The sequence below is a fragment of the Priestia megaterium genome, from assembly GCF_023824195.1.
Taxonomy (GTDB): Bacteria; Bacillota; Bacilli; order Bacillales; family Bacillaceae_H; genus Priestia; species Priestia megaterium_D.
Genome location: NZ_CP085442.1, coordinates 878,498 through 904,405, shown reverse-complemented (window position 1 = coordinate 904,405; position 25,908 = coordinate 878,498). Strand labels below are relative to the sequence as shown.

Below are 25,908 nucleotides of genomic sequence, written 5' to 3'. Positions count from 1 at the left end.
GAATTATTCGTAAAGAGTAATTGCTTGTGAAATTTGTTCTGCGCACTGTTTAACAAGCGCAGCATGTTCTTCGTCTTTCTCTTGTGAAATACGAACGGATGGACCTGATAAAGCAATAGCCGCCATTATTTTTCCTTTTCTGAAAATAGGGGCTGCAATACAGCGAACGCCAGGCTCCCGTTCTTCATCATCGACAGCATATCCTCTTTCCTTACTTAAAGCCAAATCAGCTTCAAGCTCGTCCAGCTCGGTGATCGTTCGATCTGTATAAGCTTCAAGCGAAAGTTCGTGAAGAATAGATTTTTGCACGCTGTCCTCTTGATAAGCAAGAATACACTTCCCAATAGCATTTGCATGAAGCGGCTTTTTATTTCCTACTTCGGAATGCGTACGAGTGCTATATTGCCCGTTCACCACCTGAGTTGTAACCATTTGTTTATGATGGAGAATTCCCGCGTAAATGGTCTCATTGGTCTCTTCACTCAGCTTTTGCATAGCAGGAACAGAGAGCCAATTCATTTCATAGTTCGTATGCATCGTATTTTGCACGAGTGCCAGCACCAGCTGTGGTGAAACCGTATAGCGGTTAGACGGGTTTCTTACAATAAATCCGTTTTGTTCAAGCGTGCTCACAAGACGATACATCGTACTCTTATTAAAACCGAGCGCTTCCATCATTTCTGGAATAGTCATATTCGGACGGTTTAAAAGCAAAGAGAAGATATCTAATCCTTTTTTTAAAGTTCCAACCTCGGACATGCCCTTCTTCCTCCTTTTATCCGAACAACAATTTTATTATAAAACAAAGCTCTTTATCGTATCAAATAAGGAAACTCACCTAAGATTTTTCCCTATATGAGAGAATGTATGACATAATTGTTCTTCTTAATCTATTCCACTGTTTTTTCTATTTAAACATAAAAAAAGCCTTAACAATAGAATTTTTTTACAGTTTTTTAAATTAGTTTTGCTTTTCACTCGTTAACTTCTTCAAATCGCTTCAGCTGCTCCAGCTGATTTTCCTTTTTCATAATTTCTTTCTGACGCTCGCCTAGTAAATCGAAATGAGGATAGCCGGATCGATTATCAATATACTTAGCGGGAATACCATACTTTTCTCCCCACTTAATCAGCTTATTTAAGTCACTGCAACCTACTTTTGTTACGGTAGTTGCATTTGGAAAACGCTCATCAAGCCAGTAATGAGTTAAAAAGGCGATCTCTCCTCGCTTAACAGCTGCTTTCCATACGTTTAGTTCCGGGCGTTTGATTCCAAATGCCATTATTTCACCTTTTCTCTTTTATATAAGTAGTCACATGATTTGTTTACTATAAAGAAAAAATATCATTCATATAGAAATCTTTCATAATATCTTGTCTATTTATAACCATCTCTAAATAATAGCGTACTTTCTCAATCTGTTTCCTATCTAAGTATTATTGTGTGCTTATGATTTTATCATCATCTTCTTTTACTTTTCAAAAGATCAAACAAAAAAATAACGTTTAAATAATAAAGAAAAGCCTTATATGTAAAAGAAACTAAGGATTAATTTCAACATTTCTTTTGCGAATGATTTTTCCTTTGTATTGAATGTTGTTCGTTTTTATTATGGCAGTATGCATTTAGTTTGAACCTTTAGTATATTAAAAAACTTCCATAGTTACCATTCTCACAAAAAGACAGAATTTACTTTTTATTCCGAAAATAATATAATTCAAGTGATATGAAGCTTTTTGCTTCATCTATTTATTATCAAAGGGGGAATTCCGCTTGGCGATGAATGAAAATTCTTTAAAGAAGGTAAACAATGCTTCTTCCTCTCCTGATTACACAGAAATTGTACAGTCTGCTTCATTTCAAAAGCTTTTGAAACAAAAACGCAATTTTATTTTACCGCTCTCTCTGTTTTTTCTTGCTTTTTATTTTACCTTGCCTATCTTAACGGCTTACACAACCGTCTTAAACAAACCAGCTTTTGCTTCTATGACTTGGGCGTGGGTATTTGCTTTTGCACAGTTTGTGATGACCTGGACCCTATGCATTCTATACACAAAAAGAGCCTCGAAATTTGATGAACTTGTTGACACGATTAAAAAAGAAGCTGCAAATTGAATAGGGGGTTAAATGAATGAACGTACTAGCTTTTTCACTTTTTTTAGCCATTGTAGGTCTTACGCTAATCATTACGTATGCGGCATCCAAGCGGACAAAAACGACCAGTGACTTTTATACAGCAGATGGAAGTTTAACCGGCTGGCAAAACGGTATGGCGATTGCTGGAGATTATATGTCTGCTGCATCATTTTTAGGTATAGCTGGAATGGTAGCGCTTTCTGGATTTGACGGTTTTTTTTACAGCATCGGCTTTTTAGTTGCCTACCTCGTTGTGTTATACATTGTAGCTGAACCACTTCGCAACTTAGGAAAGTACACAATGGCAGATATGATAGCAGCTCGTTTTAACGAAAAGAAAGTGCGGGGAGTTGCTGCGTTAAACACGATCACTATTTCCATTTTTTATATGATTGCGCAGCTTGTTGGAGCAGGAGCATTAATTCATTTATTACTTGGTCTAGATTACGTGTACTCTGTCTTGATTGTCGGCGTCTTGATGACGGTTTACGTTGTATTTGGAGGAATGACAGCCACTAGCTGGGTGCAGATTGTCAAAGCCTTGCTTCTGATGATTGGTACGTTCATTATTTCCATTATCGTATTTTCAAAATTTGATTTTAGCTTAGCTAAAATGTTTTCTGAGATGAAAACCGCAACTCCTCTTGGTGACGGCTTTTTAAATCCAGGAAATAAATTCAAAAATCCGCTGGACATGATTTCGTTGAATTTAGCTCTTGTTCTTGGTACAGCAGGCCTGCCTCATATCCTTATTCGTTTCTTTACAGTAAAAGATGCCATCACCGCACGAAAGTCTGTTATTTATGCAACGTGGATCATTGGCGTTTTTTACATTATGACAATCTTTTTAGGATTCGGTGCTGCTGCATTTGTAGGATACGATGATATTATCAAAGCAAACGCAGCAGGAAACATGGCAGCTCCCCTGCTCGCTCAAGTTCTTGGCGGAGACTTTCTCTTTGCGTTTGTCTCAGCTGTAGCTTTTGCTACAATTTTAGCTGTTGTAGCTGGACTGGTGCTCTCAGCAGCTTCAGCATTCGCGCACGACTTCTATAGTCATATTCTCCGTAAAGGAGCTGCTACTGAAAAAGAACAGGTAGTAGCTGCACGATGGGCTTCTATTGGGGTATCCATTCTATCTATTATTCTTGCATTATTTGCTCAAAACATGAACGTGGCATTTTTAGTGGCACTTGCCTTTGCCGTAGCAGCGAGCGCTAACTTGCCAATTATTCTTCTCACTATTTTTTGGAAACGTTTCAATACAGCAGGAGCAGTCACTGGCATGCTGGTTGGACTATTCAGCTCGCTGTTTTTAGTTGCCATTAGTCCAAACGTGTGGGCACCTGAGCCGGGAGCTGCTATCTTTGTAGGTGAACCGCTCATCACGCTAACAAACCCTGGTATTATCTCTATTCCTCTAGGCTTCTTAGCTGCTTTTATAGGAACACTTCTTTCGTCTAAAAAAGCAGACGAAAAGAAATTTGATGAGATTTTAGTAAAAGCAAATACAGGTATGGGAATCGAAGAGCCTGTCAAACACTAATGCCAAAAAGCCTTGAAGCAGTTTGCTTCAAGGCTTTTTACTAGAATAAATCTTCTTGTAAACCAATAGCGGCAATTTGTTCATTTCTAAACTTTACAGCTAACATATGCTCTTCTTCCCACGTACATTCAAAAAACAAACCAAGTTCTCTTGTATCATGAGGTGCTTCAGGGACAAAGATTTGAATACACTCAACTAAAAAACCGATGTCTTTTCGCTTTTTTACATTCGGAACTAATAAGTCTACCACGTCTTTTTCAACTTGAGTTCTGTATTCATCTCGCACCTGTTGATAATAATCAAAAAGAGCTTTTTCCGTCCTCTTTAACAATAATTCACCTTGAAGCCAAAATGCTTGAAAGGCCTCTTCTTGGCGTTTTTGAAATGGCTTCTCTTTATCTCCATCAATTGTCAGCAACACGTGTTGTTTTTGTCCAAAGAAAGTGACCTGTTTTTCTCCAACCCAGGCCGAGTCATATAACAAAGATCCAAAAAGTGGATGATGTACTCGTAATGTTTGATTCATTGCATACCTGACCCTCTCAAAAAGTGGATTTCTGCTTGCATTGGCGTATAATAAATGGTGCTTGAAACAAACTTCTAAACTTATTCTATGTTACCATATTTTTTACAGAAAGGAGTGCCACAATGTGTGAATACAATTAAATCTTTGTACCCTTACTTAAAACCTTACAAATGGCTCGCGCTGTTTGCCCCGCTATTGATGGTAATTGAAGTGTTAGCTGACCTTCTTCAGCCTACTATTATGCAGCATATCATTGATTATGGCATTGCAAACAACAATCAAACATATGTTATCACCCGAAGTATCCTTATGCTCATGTTAGCAATCATTGGCTTAGCTGCCGGTATCGTCTGCGCCATCCTTAGCACAAAAGCGGCAGTGAATTTTTCTACCGATATTCGGAAATCACTTTTTGAAAAGATTGAAAACCTCTCAAACAGCAACAGAGACAAACTAGGGACTGGTCACTTAATTACCGTCATGACAAATGATGTAACGAGTGTTCAAAACGCATTGAATATGACGCTAAAAGTATTAGTTAGAGGTCCTTTACTCTTTGCAGGAAGTATTGTGATCGTGTTATTAACCGCTCGTTCTTTGTTTCCTATTATCGTCGTGGTCGTCCCTATTTTATTTTTATGCATTTGGTTTGTGATCACGAAAGCTGGAAAACTTTTTAAAAAAGTTCAGCAAAGCGTTGATCGTGTAAACACAAAAGTCCAAGAAAATTTATCAGGGATGCGTGTAGTAAAAGCGTATGTAAGAGAATCATATGAAATCAATCAGTTTAAAGAAGCAAACAGCTCCTTGACGCGCGCTAATATGAGTGCTGTTCAGCTTATTTCGCTTTTAATGCCCGTTATTTTATTTGTAGTAAATATCGGAATGGTAGCTACTCTATGGCTGGGAGGACTTCAAGTCGAAGCAGGAAAAATTGAAGCAGGTGTGATTTTAGCTTTTATTAATTACTTAACGATTATTTTAAACGGACTTATGTCAAGCAGCATGGTGCTGATGCAAATTACACGCGCATTCCCTTCAGCTGAACGAATCGATTCTGTTTTAAAAACAAAAATAGATATTCCTCCAGCAAACTCTGCTGCTCAAATCAACAGACTTAAAGGCGATTTATCGTTTCAAAACGTTACATACAGCTATAGTAAAAATGGCGAAAACGTATTAAAAGATATTTCATTTACTGCTAAACACGGGGAAACCATTGGCATTATCGGCTCTACTGGAAGCGGAAAGTCGACGCTTGCAAAACTTATTTCCCGCTTATATGATCCTGATGACGGCGAAATCTTCGTGGATGGAAAAAATCTTACGGACTATGACGTAAAAGTGCTTCGCTCATCCATTGGGTTTATTCCTCAAAAAGCTACGCTGTTTACCGGCACGATTGATATGAATATTCGAATGGGAAAAGATCATGCTTCTTCCTCAGAAATTGAAGATGCTGCAGATTTTGCATGCGCAACGGAGTTTATTGAAAAACTCCCAGAAAGATATGAGTATCCTTTAACGCGGGGAGCAACCAATTTATCAGGAGGGCAAAAGCAGCGTGTTTCAATCGCGCGTGCATTTGTTAGAAAGCCCGCTATCCTGGTCATCGATGATGCAACTTCGGCATTAGACGCTGTCTCAGAAGCGCAGGTACTAAAACATTTAAAAGAAGAGTTTGCTGATGCGACCGTTATCATTATTGCTTCTAAAATTTCGTCTCTTCTCCACGCTGATCATATTATCGTCATGGATGAAGGCAAAATTGCTGAACAAGGGACTCATGAAGAATTGCTTCGTTATCGCTCTCTTTATTACGACATTTATCTTGCACAAGGCGGAAAAGAGGTGTTGCCTAGTGAATAATCAAGGTAAAAATCAAATGAGCTCTATTCGCGGCCCTAGAGGAATGATGAAAGGCCCTGTAGTTAAGCCAAAGCATGCGAAAAAAACACTGCACAGAATCTGGTCATATATGGGGAAACGAAAATCTCCGCTTGCGGCTGCGATAATCTTAGTTATTGTGACTTCCCTGCTTAATTTATTAGGTCCTTATTTAATTGGGGTTATTATTGATGAGCATATTATCCCCAAAGATATCAGCGGAACGATACGAATGTCACTTATTCTTGCAGGAATTTATATTACGACATCTTTGTTAACATGGCTGCAAACCTATTTAATGGTGAACGTTTCGTTTACGACTATTGGAATGCTTCGACAAGATTTATTTGCAAAGCTTCAGACTCTCTCTCTTCGCTTTTTTGACAAGCGAGCTCACGGAGAGTTAATGAGCAGAGTCACAAATGATATTGATAATCTAAACAACGCTCTGAGTCAAAGCGTTATTCAGGCTCTGTCCTCTATTTTGTCTTTAGTCGGCATTACTATTGCGATGTTCTCGCTCAACTGGATTCTTGCCATTATCACGCTGATTGTCATTCCATTAATGGTTATAATCGTTCGACAAATATTAAAACGAAGCAGTGAAAATTTTGTCAAACGCCAAAAAGACTTAGGTGAGCTAAACGGCTTTGTAGAAGAAGCAATCTCTGGAGGAGAAGTTGTTACGCTTTTTAGTAAGGAAAAAGACTTTTTAACTGTTTTTAATGAACGAAATGAACAGCTGAGAAGTTCAGCAACAAAAGCGGAAACATTTTCAGGCTTTTTAGGTCCTGTCACAAACTTTATTAACAACTTAGGCTTAGCACTAGTGATTGGAGCGGGAGCATTTATGGCTGTTCAAGGTAGCGTTACAGTTGGGATGATCGCTTCATTTGTTAACTACTCACGTCAGTTCTCTCGCCCAATTAGTCAAATGGCAAACTTAGTAAACACCATTCTTTCGGCTATTGCCGGCGCAGAGCGCGTGTTTGCGATTATGGATGAGCAGCCGGACGTCACAAACAAGCCAAACGCTCTTTCTGTTACAAAATTTGCAGGAGACGTTGCTTTTGAGAACGTATCATTTGGCTATACTGACGAAAAAATGATTTTAAAAAATGTTACACTTACAGCAAAAAAAGGTGAAATGGTTGCTTTGGTCGGTCCGACAGGTTCTGGTAAAACAACAATCATTAACTTGCTCACACGATTTTATGACATCGCAAACGGAGAAATTAAAATTGACGGCCGCTCCATCAGTGACTATAACATCCATGATTTACGAAACCGAATCGGCATTGTTCTTCAAGATACCTATTTATTTTCCGGTACGATTGCGGATAACATTCGATTTGGCAGGCTAGATGCCAGCGATGAAGAAGTTAAAAGCGCAGCAAAGATGGCCAATGCTCATTCTTTTATCAAGCACCTGCCGCAGCAATACGATACCGTGATTTCAGCTGGTGGAGGAAATTTAAGTGAAGGTCAAAAGCAGCTTTTATCGATTGCTCGAGCCATGCTCTCTGACTGTGATATTTTAATTTTAGACGAAGCTACTTCCAATATTGATACAAAAACAGAAATTGATATTCAAAAAGGAATGAGTAATCTATTAAAAGGAAAAACAAGCTTTGTGATTGCCCACCGCCTTAAAACGATTGAAAATGCAGATCAAATTCTTGTCTTAAAAGACGGACAAATTATTGAAGAAGGAAATCATCGCGAGCTGCTAGAGAAACAAGGTTTTTACCACAAGCTCTATACGCAGCAGTTTACGATTTAAAAGAGGCTGGAACACAACTAAATACATGAAACCTATATTCATCATAATAACAAAAAAAAACGAACTATTAATCAATAGTTCGTTTTTTACTTCAACTAAAATACTTTTGTCTCAATCTCTTTTTCGTTCTATCATTTATCTATTACAGCTACAATTTTCCCTTTTACTCGACGAGCCGCCAGTTCATCTAATGCTGCTGACACTTCGTCTAGTGAAATGACTTTTTCCACGAGTGCATTTAGCTTATTTTCTTGTAAAAGCAAAAGCATTCTATTTCCCATGTCAGCAAGTTTTCGCTGTTCTTTTACGTTATTAGACTGATGTACACTTCCTAATGCAACTTGATGAAACGATAGTGGGTGCGCAAACGAAATCGCATCGTTTACATTAGGCGGTCCTGCGATGAATGCAATTTGACCATTAAAAGCAAGAGCCTTCACCGACTCGTCTGCATTGTCACGCCCAACGGTATCCAAGACTAAATCTACACCGATTCCATCGGTAAGCTCCAGCACTTTTTTCACAAAGTCTTCTTTACGGTAGTCGATTACATAATCAGCACCTAAACTTTTCACAAACTTATGATTGGCAGAAGATGCGGTTGTGAGCACTGTAAGGCCTGCATTTTTGGCAAGCTGAATGCCAAACCCTCCAACCCCTCCAGCACCTGCGTGAATTAAAATCGTTTGTCCTTTTGAAGCGTTCATTTTGTGAAACAATGCTTGATATGCTGTATACCCCGCACATGGAATAGCCGCAGCGTCTTCAAATGAAACTCCTTGCGGAATAAGAGAAACTGTGTGAGCTGTTGTCACTCCGTATTGTGCAAACCCGCCTTTTTTTGATAAATCGCTATGATATACAACGCGGTCTCCGACTTTGACAGTTGTGACTTCTTCTCCCACTTCTTCGACAACGCCAGCTGAATCAAGTCCTAATACGTGAGGATATGTCCAACTAGGATTACCGCCGTTTCCTGTTTTATAATCTACAGGGTTCAGGGCAGTAGCTTTAATTTTAACTAAAATTTCACCTTTAGCTGGATGCGGCTTTTGGATATCTCCGACTTTCATCTCACTTACTTTCCCTTTGCCTTCTAGCAGTAAAGCTTTCATCAAGATCTCCCCTTTTACATTTCTTCCTTCAATTAAAAGTTCTTTTTCAGTATAATAAATACATGTTGTTTACAAAAGACGGCACTTTCATGTAACCAGGTACCTTCCCGGTAACCTAGGTCTATGGATATTAAATTATTATATCCATATTTCATATCTGTTTATGAATGGAGGATTAACGGTGAAAGCACCCCACTATAATGTACCTGTTGAAGCAACGCTTGAAGTAATCGGCGGGAAATGGAAAGTCGTTATTTTATGCCTATTAAAAGAAGGCGAAAAACGTTTTAGTGAACTTCAGCGAGCTATGCCTGCTATTACCAAAAAAATGCTGTCTCAACAGCTAAAAGAATTAGAAAAAGACGGTGTGGTTAATAGAAAAGTATACAATGAAGTTCCTCCTAAAGTAGAGTACTCACTCAGTGAAGAAGGCGAAACCTTACGAGAAATTTTAAATATGATGTGCGCATGGGGAGATAGAAGAATGGGAAACACCCCAAATTGCAGCTAAGTTCTCCTAGCGGCTCTGTTAAAACAAACGAATAGCTGTTGTCAGGAACTATTCGTTTTTGTTTTATCTATTCTCCTACTCTTTCTTGCGATTCGCCCCTGTGTAAGAACATCTGACAACACTATAGAATTCTTTCGCATTTTCAGCTATGATGATGTCGAACGATGCAGCCAGAATTGTCGAAATAAAACTCAAGAATGATAGGTGATTCAATGATGCAATTAGGTTTAGATTTATCCCAAAAACAACTATTAAAATTGGCCATGACACCTGAATTACGTCAGTCTATCAACATTTTAAATTATTCTACGGCCGATTTAGTTCATTATCTTCATCAGCAAGTCAATGAAAATCCTGTAATTAAACTGTCTGCTGGCGACTCTCAGCAAAAAGATTCATTTGATACTCGAGAACAGCGTTCATATTCAAAAGGTTATACCGATGACGAGTATAATCCGTTTAATTATATATCTGATCAAACTGTGACATTAGAGAGTCATTTATTAGAGCAGCTGTCTATGCTAAATCATTTACACTCACACCAAAAACACATCGTTCAATTTCTAATTGGAAACTTAAATAAAAACGGCTTTTTAGCAATTGAGCCAAAATTGGCAGCCGAACTGCTGAATGTTTCAATTAACGAAGTCAACGATATGATTCACGTTTTACAAAGCTTTGATCCAATTGGAGTAGGCGCTCAAAATTTTGTTGATTCACTGCTTATTCAAATTAAGGCCAAAAAGTCGAAGCCTCCCTTTTTATACGATGTGGTAAAACATGATATTGAAGATATTGCTAACAAAAAATATCGGAACATTTCAAAAAAATATTCTATTTCGATGCGTGAAGTACAAGAAATTGTAGACTGTCTCCGGACATTAAATCCTCGTCCGGCAGGAGATTTCCACGTCCCGCTTACGAAGTATATTTCACCTGATGTAACGGTCCAAAAAATTGATGGCCGCTATCATGTCATTCTTCATAGCGAGCTGCTTCCGCCCATCGAGATTAACAGCACCTATCAAAAGCTGGTTCATCGTTCCGCATGCGTAACGACGGATCGATACGTGCAGGAAAAAATGCATGAAGCTACTTGGCTAATCAATAGTATTGAGCAGCGTAATGCGACGATTTACAACGTGTCCAAAGCCATTGTGGAACATCAGCAAGATTTTTTCGAAATGGGTATTTCGGGGCTAAAGCCGCTTACCTTAAAAGATATTGCTCAAAAAGTAGACTGTCACGAATCAACGGTAAGCCGTGCGACTAACGGAAAGTATATTCAAACGCCACGCGGGCTGTTTGAGTTAAAATACTTTTTCACCAATTCTTTAGAGCGAACTGATGGCGAACAAAGCAATTCTACTGCCTTTATAAAAGAAAAAATTAAAACATTAATTGCCGAAGAAAATAAATTAAAACCTCTTTCAGATCAAAAGCTCATGTCTCTTCTTTCCAGCGAAGGAATTCAAATTTCAAGAAGAACAGTAGCTAAATACCGTGAAGAAGCAGGAATTGAAAGTTCTTCTAAGCGGCGACGATTTTAATATTGCTTATTCTAAATTACAGCTTTACCACTACTAAAAAGAACCCGTTGATTTTACTCAACGGGTTCTTTTTATCGGTTTCCAATAAATAAAAGCCATATGATATTGATACGTATACTCATATGTGCCATTTATTTTCTTTACATGCTGTAAAATAATCTTCTCAGTTTCTAACTTGTCAATATCTTTAGAAAGCACCTTTGTCGAGTTCTTCTTGATGAGATCTTCGTATGTCTCATAGGTTACCGTTTTGGTTATAGGAACCAGCTTACAATCTGCATAAATGCCCAGTTCATATAAAATATTTAGTAAGTCAATATATTCCTTACGGCGCCATTTAATCTCGTACCCAAGTTTTCTATGTAACTCTACGTAATGAGGCTTTTCTGGACCCGCTGACATGCCAATAACCGCCAAACGATTAGCCGAATCATTCATATTTAAGAGACCATCGACAATATTATGCATACGGTAAAAACAATTTATTCCTACTACGGCATCATAGTTATCTGTTAGACGCTTATACTCCCATTTACCTTCTATGAACTTTAGATTAGAGCGGGCATCCGATTGCGTTTGTAAGTAGCGAATAATGCTTGGCGAACAATCCATACACGTAAGTTCTTTTACATAATCAGCAATCGAAAACGTATAATTCCCCCAGCCAGGGCCAATTTCCATAACAGAGTCATTTGGATTCAAAAAAGCAAGAAGTTCTTGTTGAAGCTGTTTGACTACAGAGTCATTTTCTGAATTAAAAGACATTTTTTCTATATACCGCTGCCAAAATTCATCTTCAGCTCGGTCATTTATCATCCGTTCCGATATTGAACCGTCCCATTCTTTCAGCCCTTCCTGCCACTTTTTCACACGATCACTTTCATATACCGAAAATTTTATAAGCTGCATGCATTCACGTTCCCCTCTTTTATACGTAAACCTATACTATCATAAAGAAAAAGAGAATTCCTTTTTAAACTGGAACTCTCTTTTTCTATTAATTAAATTATGCTGCTGCCTCTTCCTCTGTGTGATGCTTCTCTTTTCTGGCATTGATATAAAACATTATCAATGAAAGAGTGATGAAGATTGCTGCAAAGATTCCAAGTACGCCAGCCTGATGCCATACATAGCCGAAATCATCACCAATTGAAATGATTTCACGGAAACCGCGAATTGCATAGGTCATAGGCAAGTATGGATTGATTGCCTGGAAGAATTCCGGCACAAGTGCTTTAGGGAATGTACCTGCACTGCCGCCAATTTGAAGCAGCAGAATAATAAAGGCTAAATACTGCCCTACTTTTCCTAACCCTGTTGTTAAGAACAAGATAAGTGTAAAGAACGTCACACCTGTAATCATGGTAAAGATATAGAAGTGCCAAATGCTTGTTACGTTTAAATGCAAGCCCCATAGAAGAGCTGTAACAGCAATCGCTGCCTGCAGCATACCTACAATAGTAATGACACTAAACTTACTTAAGAACCACGAAATGCCTGATGTCGGTCGAATTGATGGCTCTTTCATTGGATATACTGCCGAAAACATTAACGTTCCCGCAAACAAGCCAATACACAAGATGTATGGAGCTAATCCGACACCGTACTTATCTACGTTGTTTTGTTTATCTGATTTTAAATCCGTTGGATTTGAAAACATGCTATATGTTTTATCATCCGCTTTAACATCTTTTGCATCTTTTGCACCATCTGCTAAAGATGAATGAAGCTCGCTTGTTCCATCTGATAATTTAGATGAACCATCATATAGTTTGGACGAACCATTTGTTAACTCTTTAGAACCATTTGCTAATTTGGTTGCCCCGTTTTCTAGCTGTGTTAAACCATTTGCTAGCGCTGCGCTTCCTTGTTCAGACTTCTTAAGTCCATCCACAATTTGCTGCTGCCCGTCAGCAAGCTTTCCAGCTCCTGTATGAGCGTCAGCTATACCGCTGTTTAGCTCTGCAAATTTGCTGTTGAACTGCTTTTCTCCGTCCGCTAATTTAACAGCACCGTTATATACTTTCGTTTGTCCATCGTACAGCTGACTTTGTCCATCAGCAATTTTATTAATAGCGCTTTGAATATCTTCTCCGCCTTTAGAAAGCTTTTGCAGCGCCGCAGATAACTCTTGCACTTTATCTACTTTTGCTTTTAGCTGCTCTGCTTTTTGCTGCTGTTCATCCATAAACTGCTGAGACGTGAGTTTTTTAATTCCTGCAATCAGCGTTTGTTTTTGCTCATCAGGAATGGACTCATTGCTGTTAATACTGTCAATGAGAGCTTGCTGCTGCTGTTCAAACTCTGCTTTTTTTGAATCGACCTGCTGTTTAATCTGCGTAATTTCCTGTTCCGCTTGATTAATTTGCTGCGTAACGCTGCTCACTTCAGCGTCCACTTGGTTTAAGCCGCTCGTGAACTGCGGAAGCTTTCCTTGAAGTGTCTGCGTTCCATCATTAAGTTGTTTGGTTGCACTTTGTAACTTTGACAATCCATCTCGAACACCAACAGCTCCAGTTTCTAATTGACTAGAAGCGCTATATAATTGACTGCTTCCACTTTCTAACTTCCCTAAACCGCTGTTTAGGCTGCCTAAGTTTTCATTAATTGTGTCCGCACCGTTTAGTAGCTTAGCGGCACCTGCATTTAAATCTGTTGCTCCTTTTCGTGCATCCGTTAACCCACTTGCTAATTTAGCTGTACCGTCTTCGAATGTAACCGTGCTGTCTGCTAATTTCTTCATGTTATCTCGCAGCGTTTTCGAGCCGTTTTCGAGTTCTCCTGCACCGTCACTTGCTTTTTGAAGACCGTCCGCTACTTGTTTAAAGCTGTCAAATACCGTTTCAGCATACTGCTTTGTGACTGCTTCTTTAATCTGATCATTGATTTTAGCCACTGCATTTGAGCTAATTTGAGCGCCTGAATAGTTCTTTCCGGCATTTGTATGATAGATAAATTTCATTTTTTTAGGATCTTTATCCATTAATGTTGTTGCATTTTTGGAGAAATTCTTTGGAATTTCTAAAACTAAATAGTAATCCTCATTTTTTAAGCCTTCTAACGCTTTTTCTTTGTTCGTAAATTTCCAGTCAAATTTATCGTTTTTCTTTAAATCATCAACAAAATCACGACCAACATTCAATTTCTTTCCATCTAACGTAGCACCTTTATCTTCATTTACCACTGCAACTGGAATTTGATCTGTTTTTCCATATGGATCCCAGTAAGCAGATAAAAAGATGACATTATAAAGTAATGGAACAAATAACAATCCGCAAATCACAACAATAGTCATTGGTTTGGAAAAGATTTTTTTCCATTCTCCTTTAATCATATTCATGTTTTTTAGCCTCCAATAATCCTTACTTCTGCCTGACTGTTTGACCGAAAAACATTTTCGGTCATTAAGTTCTGATTAATGTTACCATATTCACAAGAATAAGGTCAATCGTTATTCTGTAATTAAAAGCTGATTTTAGCAGAAAGTTTAAAATCAGCTTTTTTAAGATAACGTTCATGCTATAGGCTTAAATCATTAACTTCATCCGCATCGTTTTTAACAAATGCCCTTCAAATTCATCATCAAATTCATCCACGAGCTGGAAACCTTTTGATTGATAAAAAGCACGGCCTATTCCGTTTTCCCTTTCTACGTTAATGTAAACGATTTTTAATTCCTTCGAGCGCTTCATTCCTTTTTCTAACAATTGCGAACCGATTCCTTTCCCTTGATAAGCAGGCAGTATATAGATAGATCCTAGTTCTATTTCCCCTCTGTTTTGTAGTCGAAAAAAGTTAGCGTATCCTACGATTTTCTCATCAATAGTTGCTACATAAATGAACGAATTGCGCAAGCGCCACAGCAGCCTTTTATTGGAGTATGCTTCTGAAAGAAACCGATTCTGAACGCTTCTAGGAATAATTCCTTCATATGTATCATACCAGCTCATCTTTGCGACGTATTGAACAGACGTAATATCTTCTTTTCTCATTTTACGAATGATTACCTCCACTCACACCCCTCCTGACAATTTGCTGCTAAAATCGTACATAATTTCACCTGAAAAATATAGTTATAAATATATATTTTTAATTGTAACGCTCTAGAAGCATTGATTGATTTTAGAACCTTATGTATAATCGAGATAGATACAAATTGAAAATGATTATCATTAACAGGAGTGCTGAATGATGAATTTAACTACCGTGAGTATTGGCGACAAAGTAAAAGTTAAAAACATTGAATTTTTAGATAGATCATTAGAACGCCGCCTGCTTTCTTTTGGAGTAAAAAAAGGCTGCGAACTATGCATGAAGCAAAAAACCATCCTAGGAGGACCTTGTATTATTGAATGTCAAGGTCAAATGATTAGCATCCGAAAACGCGATGCGGCTAAAATTGAGGTTGAGACAGCATGAGTACAATTGCACTTTTAGGAAATCCAAACACAGGAAAAACTTCTTTATTCAATATATTAACAGATTCCTATGAATACGTAGGAAACTGGAGCGGTGTAACCGTTGAAAAGAAAGTTGGGTCTATTAAAAAGCAAAACAGCCAGCTGGTTGATTTGCCGGGTGTGTATGATTTTACTCCTCTTTCTTCAGATGAAGCAGTGGTAACTAACTTTTTGTTAACCGGAGAATTTAACAGTATGCTGAATATTGTAGACGCTTCTCAGTTTGAAAGAAGCATGCATCTCACTATTCAAGCATTGGAATATGGAAAGCCATTAGTTATCGGCTTAAATATGATTGATGTAGCAGAAAAACGCGGATTGACTTTTAATTTGGAGAAGCTTAGCAAATCATTACATATTCCGGTTTCTGCAATTATTGCCCGCAATGGAAAAGGAATTAATGAGCTTCTCTCCACTTTAAAGCAAGATTTAAAAGCCCCGTTATTTCAATTAAATTACGGGGAAACCGCTGAACAAGCAATTCATATGATTCAAACAAAAGCGGATGTCAGCAGATGGATTGCCATTCAATTTTTAGCGGAAAATAGCGTAATCGAATCAACATTAAAAGAAAAAACGAGTTACTCAGAGCTGCTTGAGCTTCGAAAAGCGGCTGCACAAAAATTAAACAAGCCGCTTAGCGAGCATTTCTTCGACGTGCGTACAGCATTTATTGAGCGCATTTCCAGCGAGTGTATCGTAAAGGGCAGCGAAACACCTCTAACCTTCACAGATCGAATCGATCGAATTGTGACGCATAAGTGGCTCGGTCTCCCTATTTTTCTTAGCTTAATGTATTTGATTTTTAATATTACGTTTACTTGGATTGGCGTTCCTCTTTCTGATAAACTGGACGGTTTTTTTGGCGGAACGCTCAGTAAAGGCGCTGATTCTCTTCTAAATGCAGCTGGTGCTGCTCCATTTATTCATGATTTAATTGTGGACGGCATCATCGCAGGCGTAGGCGGCGTACTAGTATTTGTACCACAAATTTTTGTCCTGTTCTTTTTCATTTCACTGCTTGAAGATTCAGGATACATGGCTCGAATTGCTGTAGTAATGGATCGTATCATGGAATTTTTCGGTTTGAACGGAAAAGCATTTATTCCGATGATTATTAGCTTTGGATGTAACGTACCGGGGATCATGGCCGCGCGTACAATTGAACAGCGAAAAGAGCGCCTTATGACCATTTTAGTAAATCCATTTATGAGCTGCTCAGCACGCCTTCCTGTATACGCTTTGTTTGTAGGTGCGTTTTTTGTGCAAAACGGAGCAACTGTGGTGTTTTCTATGTACTTGCTTGGCATTATTTTAGCACTTGTTGTAACGAAAATTTTATCAGTAACGCTTCTTAAAGACGAACAATCAACTTTTATTGTTGAACTTCCTCCTTACCGCGTACCTCAAGCCAAGACTCTTTGGAGAAGCACGTGGGAAAAAGGCCGAAATTTCGTCCGAAAAGCAGGCACGGTTATTTTAGCTGGTTCTGTATTTATCTGGCTATCATCTTACGCTGGCCCTGGCGGTTTTGGAGTAGATATGGAAAATAGCTTTATGGCTATTATTGGAGGTGCTATCGCTCCTCTATTTATCCCTTTAGGTTTTGCGACATGGCAAGCTGTAGCATCACTGATTACAGGCTTCCTAGCGAAAGAAGTGGTTGTTTCGACTATGAGCATCATTTATAAAGTACAAGAAGGACAGCTTGGCGACACAATGAAGACATTCTTTACACCGCTAACAGCCTATACGTTTATGGTGTTTGTTCTTCTTTATGTTCCGTGTCTAGCAACCGTCGCTGTTATTCGACGAGAAACCGGCTCATTGAAATGGACAGCATTTGCTGTAGCCTACCCTTTGGTTGTCGCTTATCTCGTAGCTTTGCTTGTACACACTATTGGAAAAGTACTTGGTTTTTCTTAAAAGGAGTGAATAATATTGATTATTAACATTTTAATTGGGGTTTTGATATTTGGATATGCCCTTTATCATATGACAAAATTCTTCCGCAAGAGTACTCAGGGAAAATGTGCAAGCTGCGCACAGCAATCTTCTTGTGCAACGGATGATTGCGGTATTGACTGGGATAAAACGATTCAAGAAGCTCAAAATCAATCATCTTAATACATTAAAAAAGCATCCTGATAGATGGGATGCTTTTTTAATGTTACGCAACTAGTTTTAAAATGAGATGAGAAAGGACTTCCTTTTCCTCTTCACTGCTGACTTTCCATAATTCATGAAGGACTTTTTCTTCTCGGTTTCGAGGCTCCTCATTTTTGGCTAAATAGCTAGCCACTTTTTTTGTAGCAACTGCTAATTGTTCCTCATTTAACCCGAGCTTTTTACCGACATGGACTTTTTGACTTAAATAATCAGTAAACGTATCAAAATTCTGCAAAATTGCTTCTTTTTTCTCCGTCCCTAAATTATCTACCGTTTCTTCAATTTTATTCATGTCTTTTGTAGTTCCTTCATTCATTTGACTCACAGTTAATATCTCCTTTTTAGTGAATAGATTGGTATGTTCTTTCACGCTCAGCTTCTGGTTTTTCGTCTGGCGTCATCTTTTCCTTACTTATTTCAGAAGTTGCATCTTTCACTTTTTCACCAATTTGCTGTAAATCACTTTTAGCATCTTCTACCGTCGATTTTGCATCATGCGTAACGCTTTTCACATCTTCTGCTTGCTTAAAGAAATCTTCATTTACACGCTCGTACAAATGTTTGGCATCATTAATTGCATCTTTTAAAAGATTCGATGCGTTTTTCATTTGTTGCACCATTTTTTCTTTTGTTTCTTGAGGGTTCTCTTTTACTTGATTAATCATGTTTGCAGAAGAGTCCTTTAATGTAACGGCTCTTCTTTTAACAGATGAGCGAGTTTTATTATCAAGTAATGTTATACATCCACCCACAACTGCCCCGACAACAACACCTTTTACTAGCTTGCTGCTGCAGCTTTTTCCAGTGCTAACAGCAGTAGTGCTATTAGCTGTCTGTGGATTGTTATTGATTCCTACATCGTTATTAATGCCTGCGCTGTTGCTTAAAGCAGGGTTTTGTAATTCAGATCGGCTTCTTTCCATTTTTACTGCCTCCTTTAGCATTGTTATTGAGTGATTTCCCATCTTTTTTTATATTTAAACAATTGAATTCCTTAAAAATAAAAAACATGACTAAAGGCCACCTTTTATACCTTACTAGTCAAGAATAACTATATAGTAAGAAAAGCTGAACTTTTTTAATGGAAAGATACAAGCCGGATTTTTGTAAAAGGATTGTCAGCACCGGTATAATAAGAAGTACTTTAAAAGAAATTTTATACTATTGGTCATAGGGGTGAAGCAATTGAGCCAGCTTAATAAGGAATTTAACTGTGAAAAAGAATTAACGCTTGCTATTATCGGTGGAAAGTGGAAGATGCTGATACTATGGCACTTAGGACGCGAAGGAACAAAACGGTTCGGGGAACTAAAATCGCTTATTCCTGATATTACGCCGCGCATGCTGGTTAACCAGCTACGGGAACTGGAAGAAGATCTAATTGTTAACCGTAAAGTTTATCCTGTCGTACCACCTAAAGTCGAATACTCACTTACAAAAGAAGGAGAAAGTTTAATGCCCATTTTGACGGCCATGTATGATTGGGGTAAAAATTACCGTGATACAGTGCTGATCAATCAAGAACAAACGGCGGAAACGTTAATTAAATGATGGAAACTACTCCTTCTATTCCATAGTTTTTATTTTTTTATGCGGATGATGTTACTCAATATCATCCGCATTTTTAATGAAAATTAAGCGGTTACAAGACTGATATGTCCATTAGTATACTTCTGTATACTATCATTCCCCACACTATTTGTGGGAAAAGTGCGTACTTTTAAGAAGCTCAAACTGCGGGTACAATAACTACACCAGCTGCTTTTTATGTAAAAAAGCACAAAAGGTATTTATAGATTTCTGTAAGGAGTGGAGTAGAATGGAATTACAATTAGCATTAGATCTTGTTAATATCGCTCAAGCAAAAGAGGTAGTAAAAGAAGTTGAAGAACATATTGATATCGTGGAAATCGGTACGCCTGTTGTAATCAATGAAGGGCTTCGCGCCGTTAAAGAAATTAAAGAAGCATTTCCTAACTTAAAAGTATTAGCTGACCTAAAAATTATGGATGCAGCTGGCTATGAAGTACAGCAAGCTTCTCAAGCTGGAGCAGACATCATTACTATCTTAGGTGTTGCTGAAGATATGTCAATCAAAGGTGCAGTTGAAGAAGCTAAAAAACAAGGTAAAAAAATTCTAGTCGATATGATTGGTGTAAAAGATATTAAAGGACGCGCAAAAGAGCTAGACGAATTTGGCGTTGACTATATCTGTGTACACACAGGATACGATCTTCAAGCAGTTGGCCAAAACTCTTTTGAAGATTTAGTAACAATCAAAAGCGTTGTAAAAAATGCAAAAACAGCCGTTGCTGGCGGCATTAAATTAGAATCTTTACCTGAAGTAGTAAAAGCACAGCCTGATCTTGTTATCGTTGGCGGAGGAATCACGAGCCAAGACGATAAAAAATCAGTTGCTTCTCAAATGAAAGAGCTTATTACAAATTAAGGAGCTTTCTATGCAGACGAACGAACATTTAAAAACGGTTATGAATGAACTTTTACAAACAACGGCTCTAATCGCTGACGATGAAGCTGAACAGCTTGTAAATGGCATCATCTCATCTAAAAAAGTGTTTGTCACAGGAGCAGGCCGTTCAGGTCTTATGGGCAAGTCGTTTGCTATGCGTATGATGCATATGGGCATTGATGCTTATGTCATTGGAGAAACCGTAACTTCCACTTTCACGCAGGATGATTTATTAATCATCGGATCAGGTTCTGGCGAGACGAAGAGCTTGATTCCCATCGCTCAAAAAGCAAAAGAACTTGGGGGAAAAGTTGGAGTAGTCACAATTTCTCCCGACTCCATGCTTGGCAAGCTGGCTGACTTTATTGTGAAGCTGCCCGGTGCTCCGAAGGATCAAGAACAAAGCAGTTATCAAACAGTGCAGCCTATGGCGTCACTGTTTGAACAAACGCTTCTTCTCTTTTACGATGCGCTGATTCTTCGCTTCATGGAGAAAAAAGAACTTGATACCCATACAATGTACGGAAAGCATGCAAATTTAGAATAAAAAAGAGGCTAAAAAAAGTATTTTAGCCCAAGTGAAAAACGAACCATTAATCAAAATGTTTGATTCGTGGTTCGTTTTTTTTGTTATGTTGAATATAGTTTCATCTGTTTCGTTTCTTCTAGCAGTTGATTGGAGGGCAAGGTGAAGACTCCTGCGGGAAAAGCGGAACAGATGAGACCCCGCAGAGGAGGCTCAGCGGCCGCCCGCGGAAAGCGAAGCCTTGCACGGAAATCAACTGCGGTGTAATAAGCGGTTCAGCTCATGTATCCCATTTGTTCGTCTTTAGGTTGAATTCATTTGGTTATGTCTCAACCCTCTTCTTGTTTTGGCACTTTCTATATAACTAAATATTGACTTATGTCATAACTAAATGTACTTTATCGTTACCTTTTTTCAAAAACTCTATTCGAATTTTGTTGCATTTCCATAAAAGGGCTGCTCTGCAACTTTAATCGATTCTGTTGGGCATCCTTCGTACGCTTCCATCATCTCATCTTGCTGATGTTCAGGAACTTCTTTTGTTCCTTCGTTGTTATCTAACACGGCATAAGCAAGACCTTCTGAATCATAATCATAAAGATCTGGTGCGCTCCCTCCACATGCTCCGCAAGCAATACATGTTTCCTTATTTACTATCGTAAAAGCCATAAAAAAACCTCCTTTACCTTTTCACTTTCTCGTTCAGAAAGTTACGTTCAGTATAAGAAGGTTTTTTAAAATTTGTTTTAAATTATTTACTTGGATTCTCCGATATTCTCAAACATTTCATCTACATTTGGCTTTTTCTTAATTAATCCCGACTCTTTTAACCAGTCCACATTTGACTGCCATGATTCTTTCGTTTGACTGCCAAATCCGTGTTCAGACTTCATTTTCGGAAGTAAAATATTCAAACTTTTTGTTTCCACGTCTTTTTCAAGCGGGAAGTTTGATTTATCTTGGTTATCTAACAAAATTTGAAGTGATTCCTTTGGATGCTTCTCTGTGTACTCATACCCTTTTGTCGCAGCACGCCAAAACGCTTTAATCGTATCAGAATCTTTTGCCCACGTTTGATCCCCAGTAACTGCCACTAGCTCATAATAAGATGGTACACCGTAATCTGAAGGATCAATGTCGACCGTTTTATATCCTTTTTTATGAAGCAATGGTACTTCGTGGTTAATATACGCACCTATTACGGCATCTACTTTTTTACTAATCAGCGATGAATTCAACTCAAATCCTACGTCTACTAGTTTTACTTTATTAGGATCTCCTCCATCGCTTTTTACCATTTTCTTTAGAACAGACTCGCTTAATGGTGTTCCACTGTAGCCTACTACTTTTCCTTCTAAATCTTTAGGACGCGTAATACCGCTATCCTTCAGCGCCACAACTCGGTTTAACGGAGACCTTACAATCGCTCCTACCGACTTTACCGGCACATCTTCATTTGCTCGTGCCATTGCTACATCAGGCTGATAGTAAAGGCCGAGCGTAACTTTCCCCGCAGCTGCTAAATTAAGCGAGTCTGTTGGATTAGCAGGAAACTGTACCTTTACATTCAGCCCTTCTTTTTTAAAATATCCTTTTTCTTGTGCAGCGTAAATGAAGCTGTGCACTGCATTTGGGTACCAATCAAGCATAATTGTAACGTCTTTTAATTTTTTACTGTCACCAGCTTTATTTTCCTTGTCCTGACCGCAAGCAGCGAGCATCAAAACAAGCACCAGGCTTAAGCCAATTACAAACCATTTTTTCATTCTGTTTTCCTCCACTTTAATGAACGTTTTTCGAAACCTACTACAATAATAAAGAATAAAATACCAAGCGCGGATAAAATCACAATTGGTGCAAATACACCAGCTGCATCAAACTGTGTCATCATGCGACGACTGAAATATCCTAAGCCTGCTTGTGCACCTAACCATTCGCCGATGGCAGCACCTATTATACTAAAGGTAACCGCTACTTTGAGCCCTGAATAAAAATGAGGCAGTGCAGAAGGAATGTTCAACTTAAAGAAAATATCTTTTTTTGTTGCTCCCATCGTTAGCATGAGTTCTTTTAACTCTTTGTTTGTGGAACGAAGCCCGTCGAATGTGCTAACCGTAATAGGAAAAAAAGTAATTAATACGGTCACAATCACTTTGCTCCAAATAGAGTAGCCAAACCACAGAACAAATACAGGAGCTATGGCAATGGTCGGAATCATTTGCGACGCAATAATAAGCGGATAGAAAGCACGCTCAATAAGCGGACTCCAATTCATCCATACAGCCAGCATAACTCCTAGCACAACGGATATAACCAGCCCAATTACAACAATAGATAACGTAGCTGGTAAATGCTTAAACAATAAATCCATTCGCAGCTCCCAAAGCTTCGTTAAAATACCAGTGGGCGTTGGTAAAATAAACGGATAGTTTACAATGCGTGCTCCAATTTCCCAAGCAGCCAGCAAAATGACTACTAAAATCACTGAAGCTCCGTACTTTTTCATGTGTTCACCTTCGATCTGAGCTGTTCAATTAAATAATCTTTCACGTCAAGCACACGCTGTTGATTCAAATCTTTTTGCGTTCGAGGCCTGCTAAGCGGCACTTGAATCTCTTCAAGATGACTTACCGGCTTGTCTGAAAAGATAAAAATACGATCTGACAAAAAAAGCGCTTCGTTTACGTCATGAGTGATAAATAAGATGCTATGTTTACGCTTTTGCCATTGTTCAAGCAGCCATTCCTGCATTGCTAAACGCGTAATGGCATCAAGCGCACTGAAAGGCTCATCTAAAAGCAGCACGTTAGAACCGCTTAATACCGTCCGCAGAAAAGAAACGCGCTGCTTCATCCCTCCGGATAAATCACTTGGAAAACGGTTTTCATACCCTTTTAACCCAAACTCTTCGAGCAGCTGAGATACTTTCCTATGAGCACTTGCTTTTGACACATTGTGAAGCTCAAGAGGCAGTGCTGCATTGTCTAGAATCGTGCGCCACGGAAGAAGCAAATCTTGCTGCGGCATGTAGCCTACTTTTCCAAGACGTTTTTCATAAGACTGTCCGTTAATAAGGATATCACCTTCACTCTGCTGTTCAAGACCTGTAATGAGACGAAACAACGTACTTTTTCCAGATCCGCTTGCTCCAACGATACTGACAAACTCGCCTTCTTTCACGTCTAAATTTAATGATTTTAAAATCGCTTGATCACCGTTTTTATACGTAAAACTGACGTTTTGAAAAGATAACACAGACTTATTCATGGATCGGCCACATCGCTTCGTTATAAGCCATATCCCAGAACATATACTCAAAACGCGTTGTATTTAAGAAAATTTCTTCGAGTTTTTCTAATTCCGCTTCTGATTTGTCTTCAGTAAGTGAGTCGAATAAATTAATGCACCATGTCGCTAGTTCCCCAAATTCTTCTGAGCTGTACATTTCAATCCACTCACGATAAAACTCATTGTTAGCTCCAGGCTTTTCACTGAGCTCTTTTCCTATTTCCCAGTAACTCCACATGCAGGGTAAAAGAGCCGCCACTAATTCAGCTAATGTTCCGCTTTGACCAACGTGCAGCATATAGTGCGTGTATGCCAATGTTGTAGGAGATGACTGCGCTTTTTCTAATTCTTTTTCGCTGATTTGAAATTTCTTGGCATACTCACGGTGCAAACTCATTTCTTCGTTTAATGTAGAATCTAAAAGTGCAGCAAATTTCCCCATCGTTTGAACATCGGTAGCTTTCATGGCTCCAATCGCAAATAATTTGGCATAATCAATTAGGTAAAGGTAATCTTGAATCATATAAAAGCGAAACTTCTCCTTTTCAAGCGTCCCGTCTCCCATTCCCTGTACAAAGGGATGATTATGATTTTGACGCCAAATCGGCTGAAGCTTTTCATATAATCGTTCACTAAATTTCATGATGACCACTCCTTATGCGTATGCAGCCATGTGTAAATGAACTGCACCATCACTTTTGTATATTGAACAAGCTGATTCACATCTAATTGTTCATTCACAGCATGTGCATTTGCTAAATTCCCCGGACCGTAAATAGCTGCTGGGATACCCGCATCAGCTAGCCAACCGCCATCTGTTACGCTAGTTGACACATCAATTGGAGGCTTTTTCCCTTCAATTTGTTCGTGAGTATGTGCAAGCAGCTGCACTCCTGCATGACCTTGATCAATTTCTAATGACGGAAAGATTTCTCCTCTGTCTTCAATCATTGATGTGCCTCCCCATTCAAAGGTTGGCAGATTATCTTTTAACCATGGATCTGCTTTTGCAATAGCTAAAATGTATTCTTCCACTTCTTTTGATACTTGGTCGTATGATTCATTAGGATAATAGTGAACGGTGATCCATAGCCTGCATTCATCTGCAATAAACGCAGCATGCCTTCCGCCTTCGATTACTGCTGGGTTAATCGTGTTTGTTCCTGGCAAAAATCCTGGATAGCTCTTTGTAACAGCCCAGTGGCGCTCCAATTCTTGCAGCCCTCCGATCACTTTTGCCATCTTTTCGATAGCGCTCGCAGCTAACAGCCCTCCTCCAGCATGAATCATACTTCGGCGTGTACCGTCATGATAGGTTTTGCTGCTTTTTATCGTAATCCATCCTGTGATAACTCCGCCTTGACCTTGAATATGTAAATCACTCGTATCTGCTACAAGCGCAAAGTCAGCTGTATATCCTTTCTGACAGCATTGCAGCGTACCTGCTTCTCCCACTTCTTCTCCTACAACGGATTCAAAAATCAAGTCTCCCGGCAGTTCAATTCCTGCTTCCGTTAAAAGCTGCACTGCAAATAATGCTCCTGCCAAGCCGCCTTTCATATCAGCAACTCCGCGTCCGATTATCATATTGTCTTTTACCACAGCTTCAAACGGATTTGTCTCCCACTTTTCATTTTCTTGTACCTCAGCAACATCCATATGCCCGTTAATAATTAAGCTTTGATAGTCAGCTGATTTTTGTCCTTTTAACGTACCCACTACGATGGGGTCGTTGGAATATAAGTCCCACATATCGATGGAAAAACCGCAGTTTTTAAGGAAATCCGCTACGTACAGCTGCGCTTCATGGGAATTTCGTGCAGGAGGCGCCGGCGTTTTATATGAAACAAGCGTTGTTAATAACTGGATTAGCTCCCCTTTGCGCTCCTCTACCTGTTTGACAAGCAAATCAATTGTTTCTTCCATGTATGACACCTTCC

27 protein-coding genes are annotated in these 25,908 nt (G+C 38.8%); 12 read left to right on the top strand and 15 right to left on the bottom strand.

Annotated features, from left to right (window positions below):
* Window positions 1-3 precede the first annotated feature (3 nt).
* Window positions 4-759: an IclR family transcriptional regulator gene (locus tag LIS78_RS04685; protein WP_045294925.1), complete on the bottom strand. Its 756-nt coding sequence runs from the start codon at window positions 757-759 to the stop codon at window positions 4-6.
* Window positions 760-974: 215 nt separating this feature from the next.
* Window positions 975-1,283 carry a hypothetical protein gene (locus LIS78_RS04680; RefSeq protein WP_195781055.1) on the bottom strand — a complete coding sequence of 103 codons (309 nt, stop codon included), beginning with the start codon at window positions 1,281-1,283 and terminating at the stop codon, window positions 975-977.
* A 497-nt stretch (window positions 1,284-1,780) separates the two neighbouring features.
* Here LIS78_RS04680 and LIS78_RS04675 point away from each other — a divergent pair, with 497 nt between their 5' ends.
* Entirely contained in the window at window positions 1,781-2,116 is a 336-nt protein-coding gene (locus LIS78_RS04675; RefSeq protein ID WP_034275644.1) for a DUF485 domain-containing protein, read from the top strand.
* 16 nt (window positions 2,117-2,132) lie between these two features.
* Window positions 2,133-3,683, top strand: coding sequence for a solute symporter family protein (locus LIS78_RS04670; protein ID WP_013081928.1), 1,551 nt, complete (start codon window positions 2,133-2,135; stop codon window positions 3,681-3,683).
* Between the two features lie 40 nt (window positions 3,684-3,723).
* Here LIS78_RS04670 and LIS78_RS04665 read toward each other — a convergent pair whose 3' ends face one another.
* On the bottom strand, window positions 3,724-4,209 hold the full coding sequence (locus LIS78_RS04665) for a DUF6985 domain-containing protein (protein WP_057239197.1): 486 nt from the start codon (window positions 4,207-4,209) through the stop codon (window positions 3,724-3,726).
* 126 nt (window positions 4,210-4,335) lie between these two features.
* On the opposite strand from LIS78_RS04665, the gene LIS78_RS04660 reads away from it, so the two are divergent.
* Both LIS78_RS04660 and LIS78_RS04655 read left to right on the top strand, forming a co-directional pair.
* Window positions 4,336-6,078, top strand: coding sequence for an ABC transporter ATP-binding protein (locus LIS78_RS04660; RefSeq protein ID WP_286676941.1), 1,743 nt, complete (start codon window positions 4,336-4,338; stop codon window positions 6,076-6,078).
* A gap of 16 nt (window positions 6,079-6,094) precedes the next feature.
* A complete protein-coding gene (locus LIS78_RS04655; protein ID WP_252285320.1) occupies window positions 6,095-7,879 on the top strand; it encodes an ABC transporter ATP-binding protein in 1,785 nt (594 codons plus the stop codon).
* A gap of 131 nt (window positions 7,880-8,010) precedes the next feature.
* Here LIS78_RS04655 and LIS78_RS04650 read toward each other — a convergent pair whose 3' ends face one another.
* A complete protein-coding gene (locus LIS78_RS04650) occupies window positions 8,011-8,994 on the bottom strand; it encodes a zinc-binding dehydrogenase (RefSeq protein ID WP_252284700.1) in 984 nt (327 codons plus the stop codon).
* A 163-nt stretch (window positions 8,995-9,157) separates the two neighbouring features.
* On the opposite strand from LIS78_RS04650, the gene LIS78_RS04645 reads away from it, so the two are divergent.
* Entirely contained in the window at window positions 9,158-9,505 is a 348-nt protein-coding gene (locus LIS78_RS04645; protein ID WP_034668472.1) for a winged helix-turn-helix transcriptional regulator, read from the top strand.
* Window positions 9,506-9,720: 215 nt separating this feature from the next.
* Window positions 9,721-11,055 carry an RNA polymerase factor sigma-54 gene (gene rpoN / locus LIS78_RS04640; RefSeq protein WP_252284699.1) on the top strand — a complete coding sequence of 445 codons (1,335 nt, stop codon included), beginning with the start codon at window positions 9,721-9,723 and terminating at the stop codon, window positions 11,053-11,055.
* A gap of 57 nt (window positions 11,056-11,112) precedes the next feature.
* Here rpoN and LIS78_RS04635 read toward each other — a convergent pair whose 3' ends face one another.
* From LIS78_RS04635 to LIS78_RS04625, 3 genes are all read right to left on the bottom strand, one after another.
* Complete coding sequence (locus LIS78_RS04635) at window positions 11,113-11,964, bottom strand: class I SAM-dependent methyltransferase (protein ID WP_252284698.1); 852 nt, start codon at window positions 11,962-11,964, stop codon at window positions 11,113-11,115.
* A 97-nt stretch (window positions 11,965-12,061) separates the two neighbouring features.
* Window positions 12,062-14,395 (bottom strand): YhgE/Pip domain-containing protein, encoded by a 2,334-nt coding sequence (locus tag LIS78_RS04630; protein ID WP_043980187.1) that lies wholly within the window; start codon window positions 14,393-14,395, stop codon window positions 12,062-12,064.
* A gap of 187 nt (window positions 14,396-14,582) precedes the next feature.
* Window positions 14,583-15,068: a GNAT family N-acetyltransferase gene (locus tag LIS78_RS04625; RefSeq protein WP_078081507.1), complete on the bottom strand. Its 486-nt coding sequence runs from the start codon at window positions 15,066-15,068 to the stop codon at window positions 14,583-14,585.
* 175 nt (window positions 15,069-15,243) lie between these two features.
* Between LIS78_RS04625 and LIS78_RS04620 the strand changes: the two genes are divergently transcribed.
* Genes LIS78_RS04620 through LIS78_RS04610 form a run of 3 tightly spaced genes read left to right on the top strand, consistent with a single transcriptional unit; the run spans window position 15,244 to window position 17,642 of the window.
* Complete coding sequence (locus LIS78_RS04620) at window positions 15,244-15,474, top strand: FeoA family protein (protein WP_013055605.1); 231 nt, start codon at window positions 15,244-15,246, stop codon at window positions 15,472-15,474.
* The gene (gene feoB / locus LIS78_RS04615; protein ID WP_252284697.1) at window positions 15,471-17,441 is read left to right on the top strand and encodes a ferrous iron transport protein B; all 1,971 of its coding nucleotides are present in this window, start codon (window positions 15,471-15,473) and stop codon (window positions 17,439-17,441) included. The genes LIS78_RS04620 and feoB overlap by 4 nt, the downstream gene beginning before the upstream one ends.
* Before the next feature lie 15 nt (window positions 17,442-17,456).
* The gene (locus LIS78_RS04610; RefSeq protein ID WP_013081918.1) at window positions 17,457-17,642 is read left to right on the top strand and encodes a FeoB-associated Cys-rich membrane protein; all 186 of its coding nucleotides are present in this window, start codon (window positions 17,457-17,459) and stop codon (window positions 17,640-17,642) included.
* Window positions 17,643-17,685: 43 nt separating this feature from the next.
* Here the strand turns inward: LIS78_RS04610 and LIS78_RS04605 are convergent, their stop codons facing one another.
* Window positions 17,686-18,009, bottom strand: coding sequence for a DUF3243 domain-containing protein (locus LIS78_RS04605; protein ID WP_252284696.1), 324 nt, complete (start codon window positions 18,007-18,009; stop codon window positions 17,686-17,688).
* Window positions 18,010-18,025: 16 nt separating this feature from the next.
* Entirely contained in the window at window positions 18,026-18,607 is a 582-nt protein-coding gene (locus LIS78_RS04600; protein WP_043980198.1) for a hypothetical protein, read from the bottom strand.
* A 262-nt stretch (window positions 18,608-18,869) separates the two neighbouring features.
* Here LIS78_RS04600 and hxlR point away from each other — a divergent pair, with 262 nt between their 5' ends.
* From hxlR to hxlB, 3 genes are all read left to right on the top strand, one after another.
* Window positions 18,870-19,235 (top strand): transcriptional activator HxlR, encoded by a 366-nt coding sequence (gene hxlR / locus LIS78_RS04595; protein WP_195781062.1) that lies wholly within the window; start codon window positions 18,870-18,872, stop codon window positions 19,233-19,235.
* A gap of 268 nt (window positions 19,236-19,503) precedes the next feature.
* A complete protein-coding gene (gene hxlA / locus LIS78_RS04590) occupies window positions 19,504-20,133 on the top strand; it encodes a 3-hexulose-6-phosphate synthase (protein WP_028407617.1) in 630 nt (209 codons plus the stop codon).
* A gap of 10 nt (window positions 20,134-20,143) precedes the next feature.
* Window positions 20,144-20,701, top strand: a complete 558-nt coding sequence (gene hxlB, locus LIS78_RS04585) for a 6-phospho-3-hexuloisomerase (RefSeq protein WP_195781063.1) — start codon at window positions 20,144-20,146, stop codon at window positions 20,699-20,701.
* 402 nt (window positions 20,702-21,103) lie between these two features.
* Here hxlB and LIS78_RS04580 read toward each other — a convergent pair whose 3' ends face one another.
* From LIS78_RS04580 to LIS78_RS04555, 6 genes are all read right to left on the bottom strand, one after another.
* Window positions 21,104-21,349, bottom strand: a complete 246-nt coding sequence (locus LIS78_RS04580) for a ferredoxin (RefSeq protein WP_252284695.1) — start codon at window positions 21,347-21,349, stop codon at window positions 21,104-21,106.
* Between the two features lie 86 nt (window positions 21,350-21,435).
* A complete protein-coding gene (locus tag LIS78_RS04575) occupies window positions 21,436-22,446 on the bottom strand; it encodes an ABC transporter substrate-binding protein (RefSeq protein WP_195781065.1) in 1,011 nt (336 codons plus the stop codon).
* Window positions 22,443-23,186, bottom strand: coding sequence for an ABC transporter permease (locus LIS78_RS04570; protein WP_028407613.1), 744 nt, complete (start codon window positions 23,184-23,186; stop codon window positions 22,443-22,445). The genes LIS78_RS04575 and LIS78_RS04570 overlap by 4 nt, the downstream gene beginning before the upstream one ends.
* Window positions 23,183-23,947 (bottom strand): ABC transporter ATP-binding protein, encoded by a 765-nt coding sequence (locus LIS78_RS04565; RefSeq protein WP_252284694.1) that lies wholly within the window; start codon window positions 23,945-23,947, stop codon window positions 23,183-23,185. The genes LIS78_RS04570 and LIS78_RS04565 overlap by 4 nt, the downstream gene beginning before the upstream one ends.
* Window positions 23,940-24,611, bottom strand: a complete 672-nt coding sequence (tenA, locus tag LIS78_RS04560) for a thiaminase II (protein ID WP_195781067.1) — start codon at window positions 24,609-24,611, stop codon at window positions 23,940-23,942. The genes LIS78_RS04565 and tenA overlap by 8 nt, the downstream gene beginning before the upstream one ends.
* The gene (locus LIS78_RS04555) at window positions 24,608-25,894 is read right to left on the bottom strand and encodes an acetylornithine deacetylase (RefSeq protein WP_195781068.1); all 1,287 of its coding nucleotides are present in this window, start codon (window positions 25,892-25,894) and stop codon (window positions 24,608-24,610) included. The genes tenA and LIS78_RS04555 overlap by 4 nt, the downstream gene beginning before the upstream one ends.
* Window positions 25,895-25,908: the final 14 nt, after the last annotated feature.

Excerpts from the sequence above, each read along its gene's own strand:
- LIS78_RS04575 (WP_195781065.1), bottom strand. The coding sequence starts at position 22,446 with ATGAAAAAATGGTTTGTAATTGGCTTAAGCCTGGTGCTTGTTTTGATG.
- LIS78_RS04655 (WP_252285320.1), top strand. The coding sequence starts at position 6,095 with ATGAGCTCTATTCGCGGCCCTAGAGGAATGATGAAAGGCCCTGTAGTT.
- LIS78_RS04630 (WP_043980187.1), bottom strand. The coding sequence starts at position 14,395 with ATGAATATGATTAAAGGAGAATGGAAAAAAATCTTTTCCAAACCAATG.
- LIS78_RS04645 (WP_034668472.1), top strand. The coding sequence starts at position 9,158 with ATGAATGGAGGATTAACGGTGAAAGCACCCCACTATAATGTACCTGTT.
- hxlA (WP_028407617.1), top strand. The coding sequence starts at position 19,504 with ATGGAATTACAATTAGCATTAGATCTTGTTAATATCGCTCAAGCAAAA.
- rpoN (WP_252284699.1), top strand. The coding sequence starts at position 9,721 with ATGCAATTAGGTTTAGATTTATCCCAAAAACAACTATTAAAATTGGCC.
- LIS78_RS04675 (WP_034275644.1), top strand. The coding sequence starts at position 1,781 with ATGAATGAAAATTCTTTAAAGAAGGTAAACAATGCTTCTTCCTCTCCT.
- LIS78_RS04555 (WP_195781068.1), bottom strand. The coding sequence starts at position 25,894 with ATGGAAGAAACAATTGATTTGCTTGTCAAACAGGTAGAGGAGCGCAAA.
- LIS78_RS04635 (WP_252284698.1), bottom strand. The coding sequence starts at position 11,964 with ATGCAGCTTATAAAATTTTCGGTATATGAAAGTGATCGTGTGAAAAAG.
- LIS78_RS04580 (WP_252284695.1), bottom strand. The coding sequence starts at position 21,349 with ATGGCTTTTACGATAGTAAATAAGGAAACATGTATTGCTTGCGGAGCA.
- hxlB (WP_195781063.1), top strand. The coding sequence starts at position 20,144 with ATGCAGACGAACGAACATTTAAAAACGGTTATGAATGAACTTTTACAA.
- LIS78_RS04565 (WP_252284694.1), bottom strand. The coding sequence starts at position 23,947 with ATGAATAAGTCTGTGTTATCTTTTCAAAACGTCAGTTTTACGTATAAA.
- LIS78_RS04650 (WP_252284700.1), bottom strand. The coding sequence starts at position 8,994 with ATGAAAGCTTTACTGCTAGAAGGCAAAGGGAAAGTAAGTGAGATGAAA.
- LIS78_RS04670 (WP_013081928.1), top strand. The coding sequence starts at position 2,133 with ATGAACGTACTAGCTTTTTCACTTTTTTTAGCCATTGTAGGTCTTACG.
- tenA (WP_195781067.1), bottom strand. The coding sequence starts at position 24,611 with ATGAAATTTAGTGAACGATTATATGAAAAGCTTCAGCCGATTTGGCGT.
- LIS78_RS04620 (WP_013055605.1), top strand. The coding sequence starts at position 15,244 with ATGATGAATTTAACTACCGTGAGTATTGGCGACAAAGTAAAAGTTAAA.
- LIS78_RS04685 (WP_045294925.1), bottom strand. The coding sequence starts at position 759 with ATGTCCGAGGTTGGAACTTTAAAAAAAGGATTAGATATCTTCTCTTTG.
- LIS78_RS04570 (WP_028407613.1), bottom strand. The coding sequence starts at position 23,186 with ATGAAAAAGTACGGAGCTTCAGTGATTTTAGTAGTCATTTTGCTGGCT.
- LIS78_RS04680 (WP_195781055.1), bottom strand. The coding sequence starts at position 1,283 with ATGGCATTTGGAATCAAACGCCCGGAACTAAACGTATGGAAAGCAGCT.
- feoB (WP_252284697.1), top strand. The coding sequence starts at position 15,471 with ATGAGTACAATTGCACTTTTAGGAAATCCAAACACAGGAAAAACTTCT.
- LIS78_RS04600 (WP_043980198.1), bottom strand. The coding sequence starts at position 18,607 with ATGGAAAGAAGCCGATCTGAATTACAAAACCCTGCTTTAAGCAACAGC.
- LIS78_RS04665 (WP_057239197.1), bottom strand. The coding sequence starts at position 4,209 with ATGAATCAAACATTACGAGTACATCATCCACTTTTTGGATCTTTGTTA.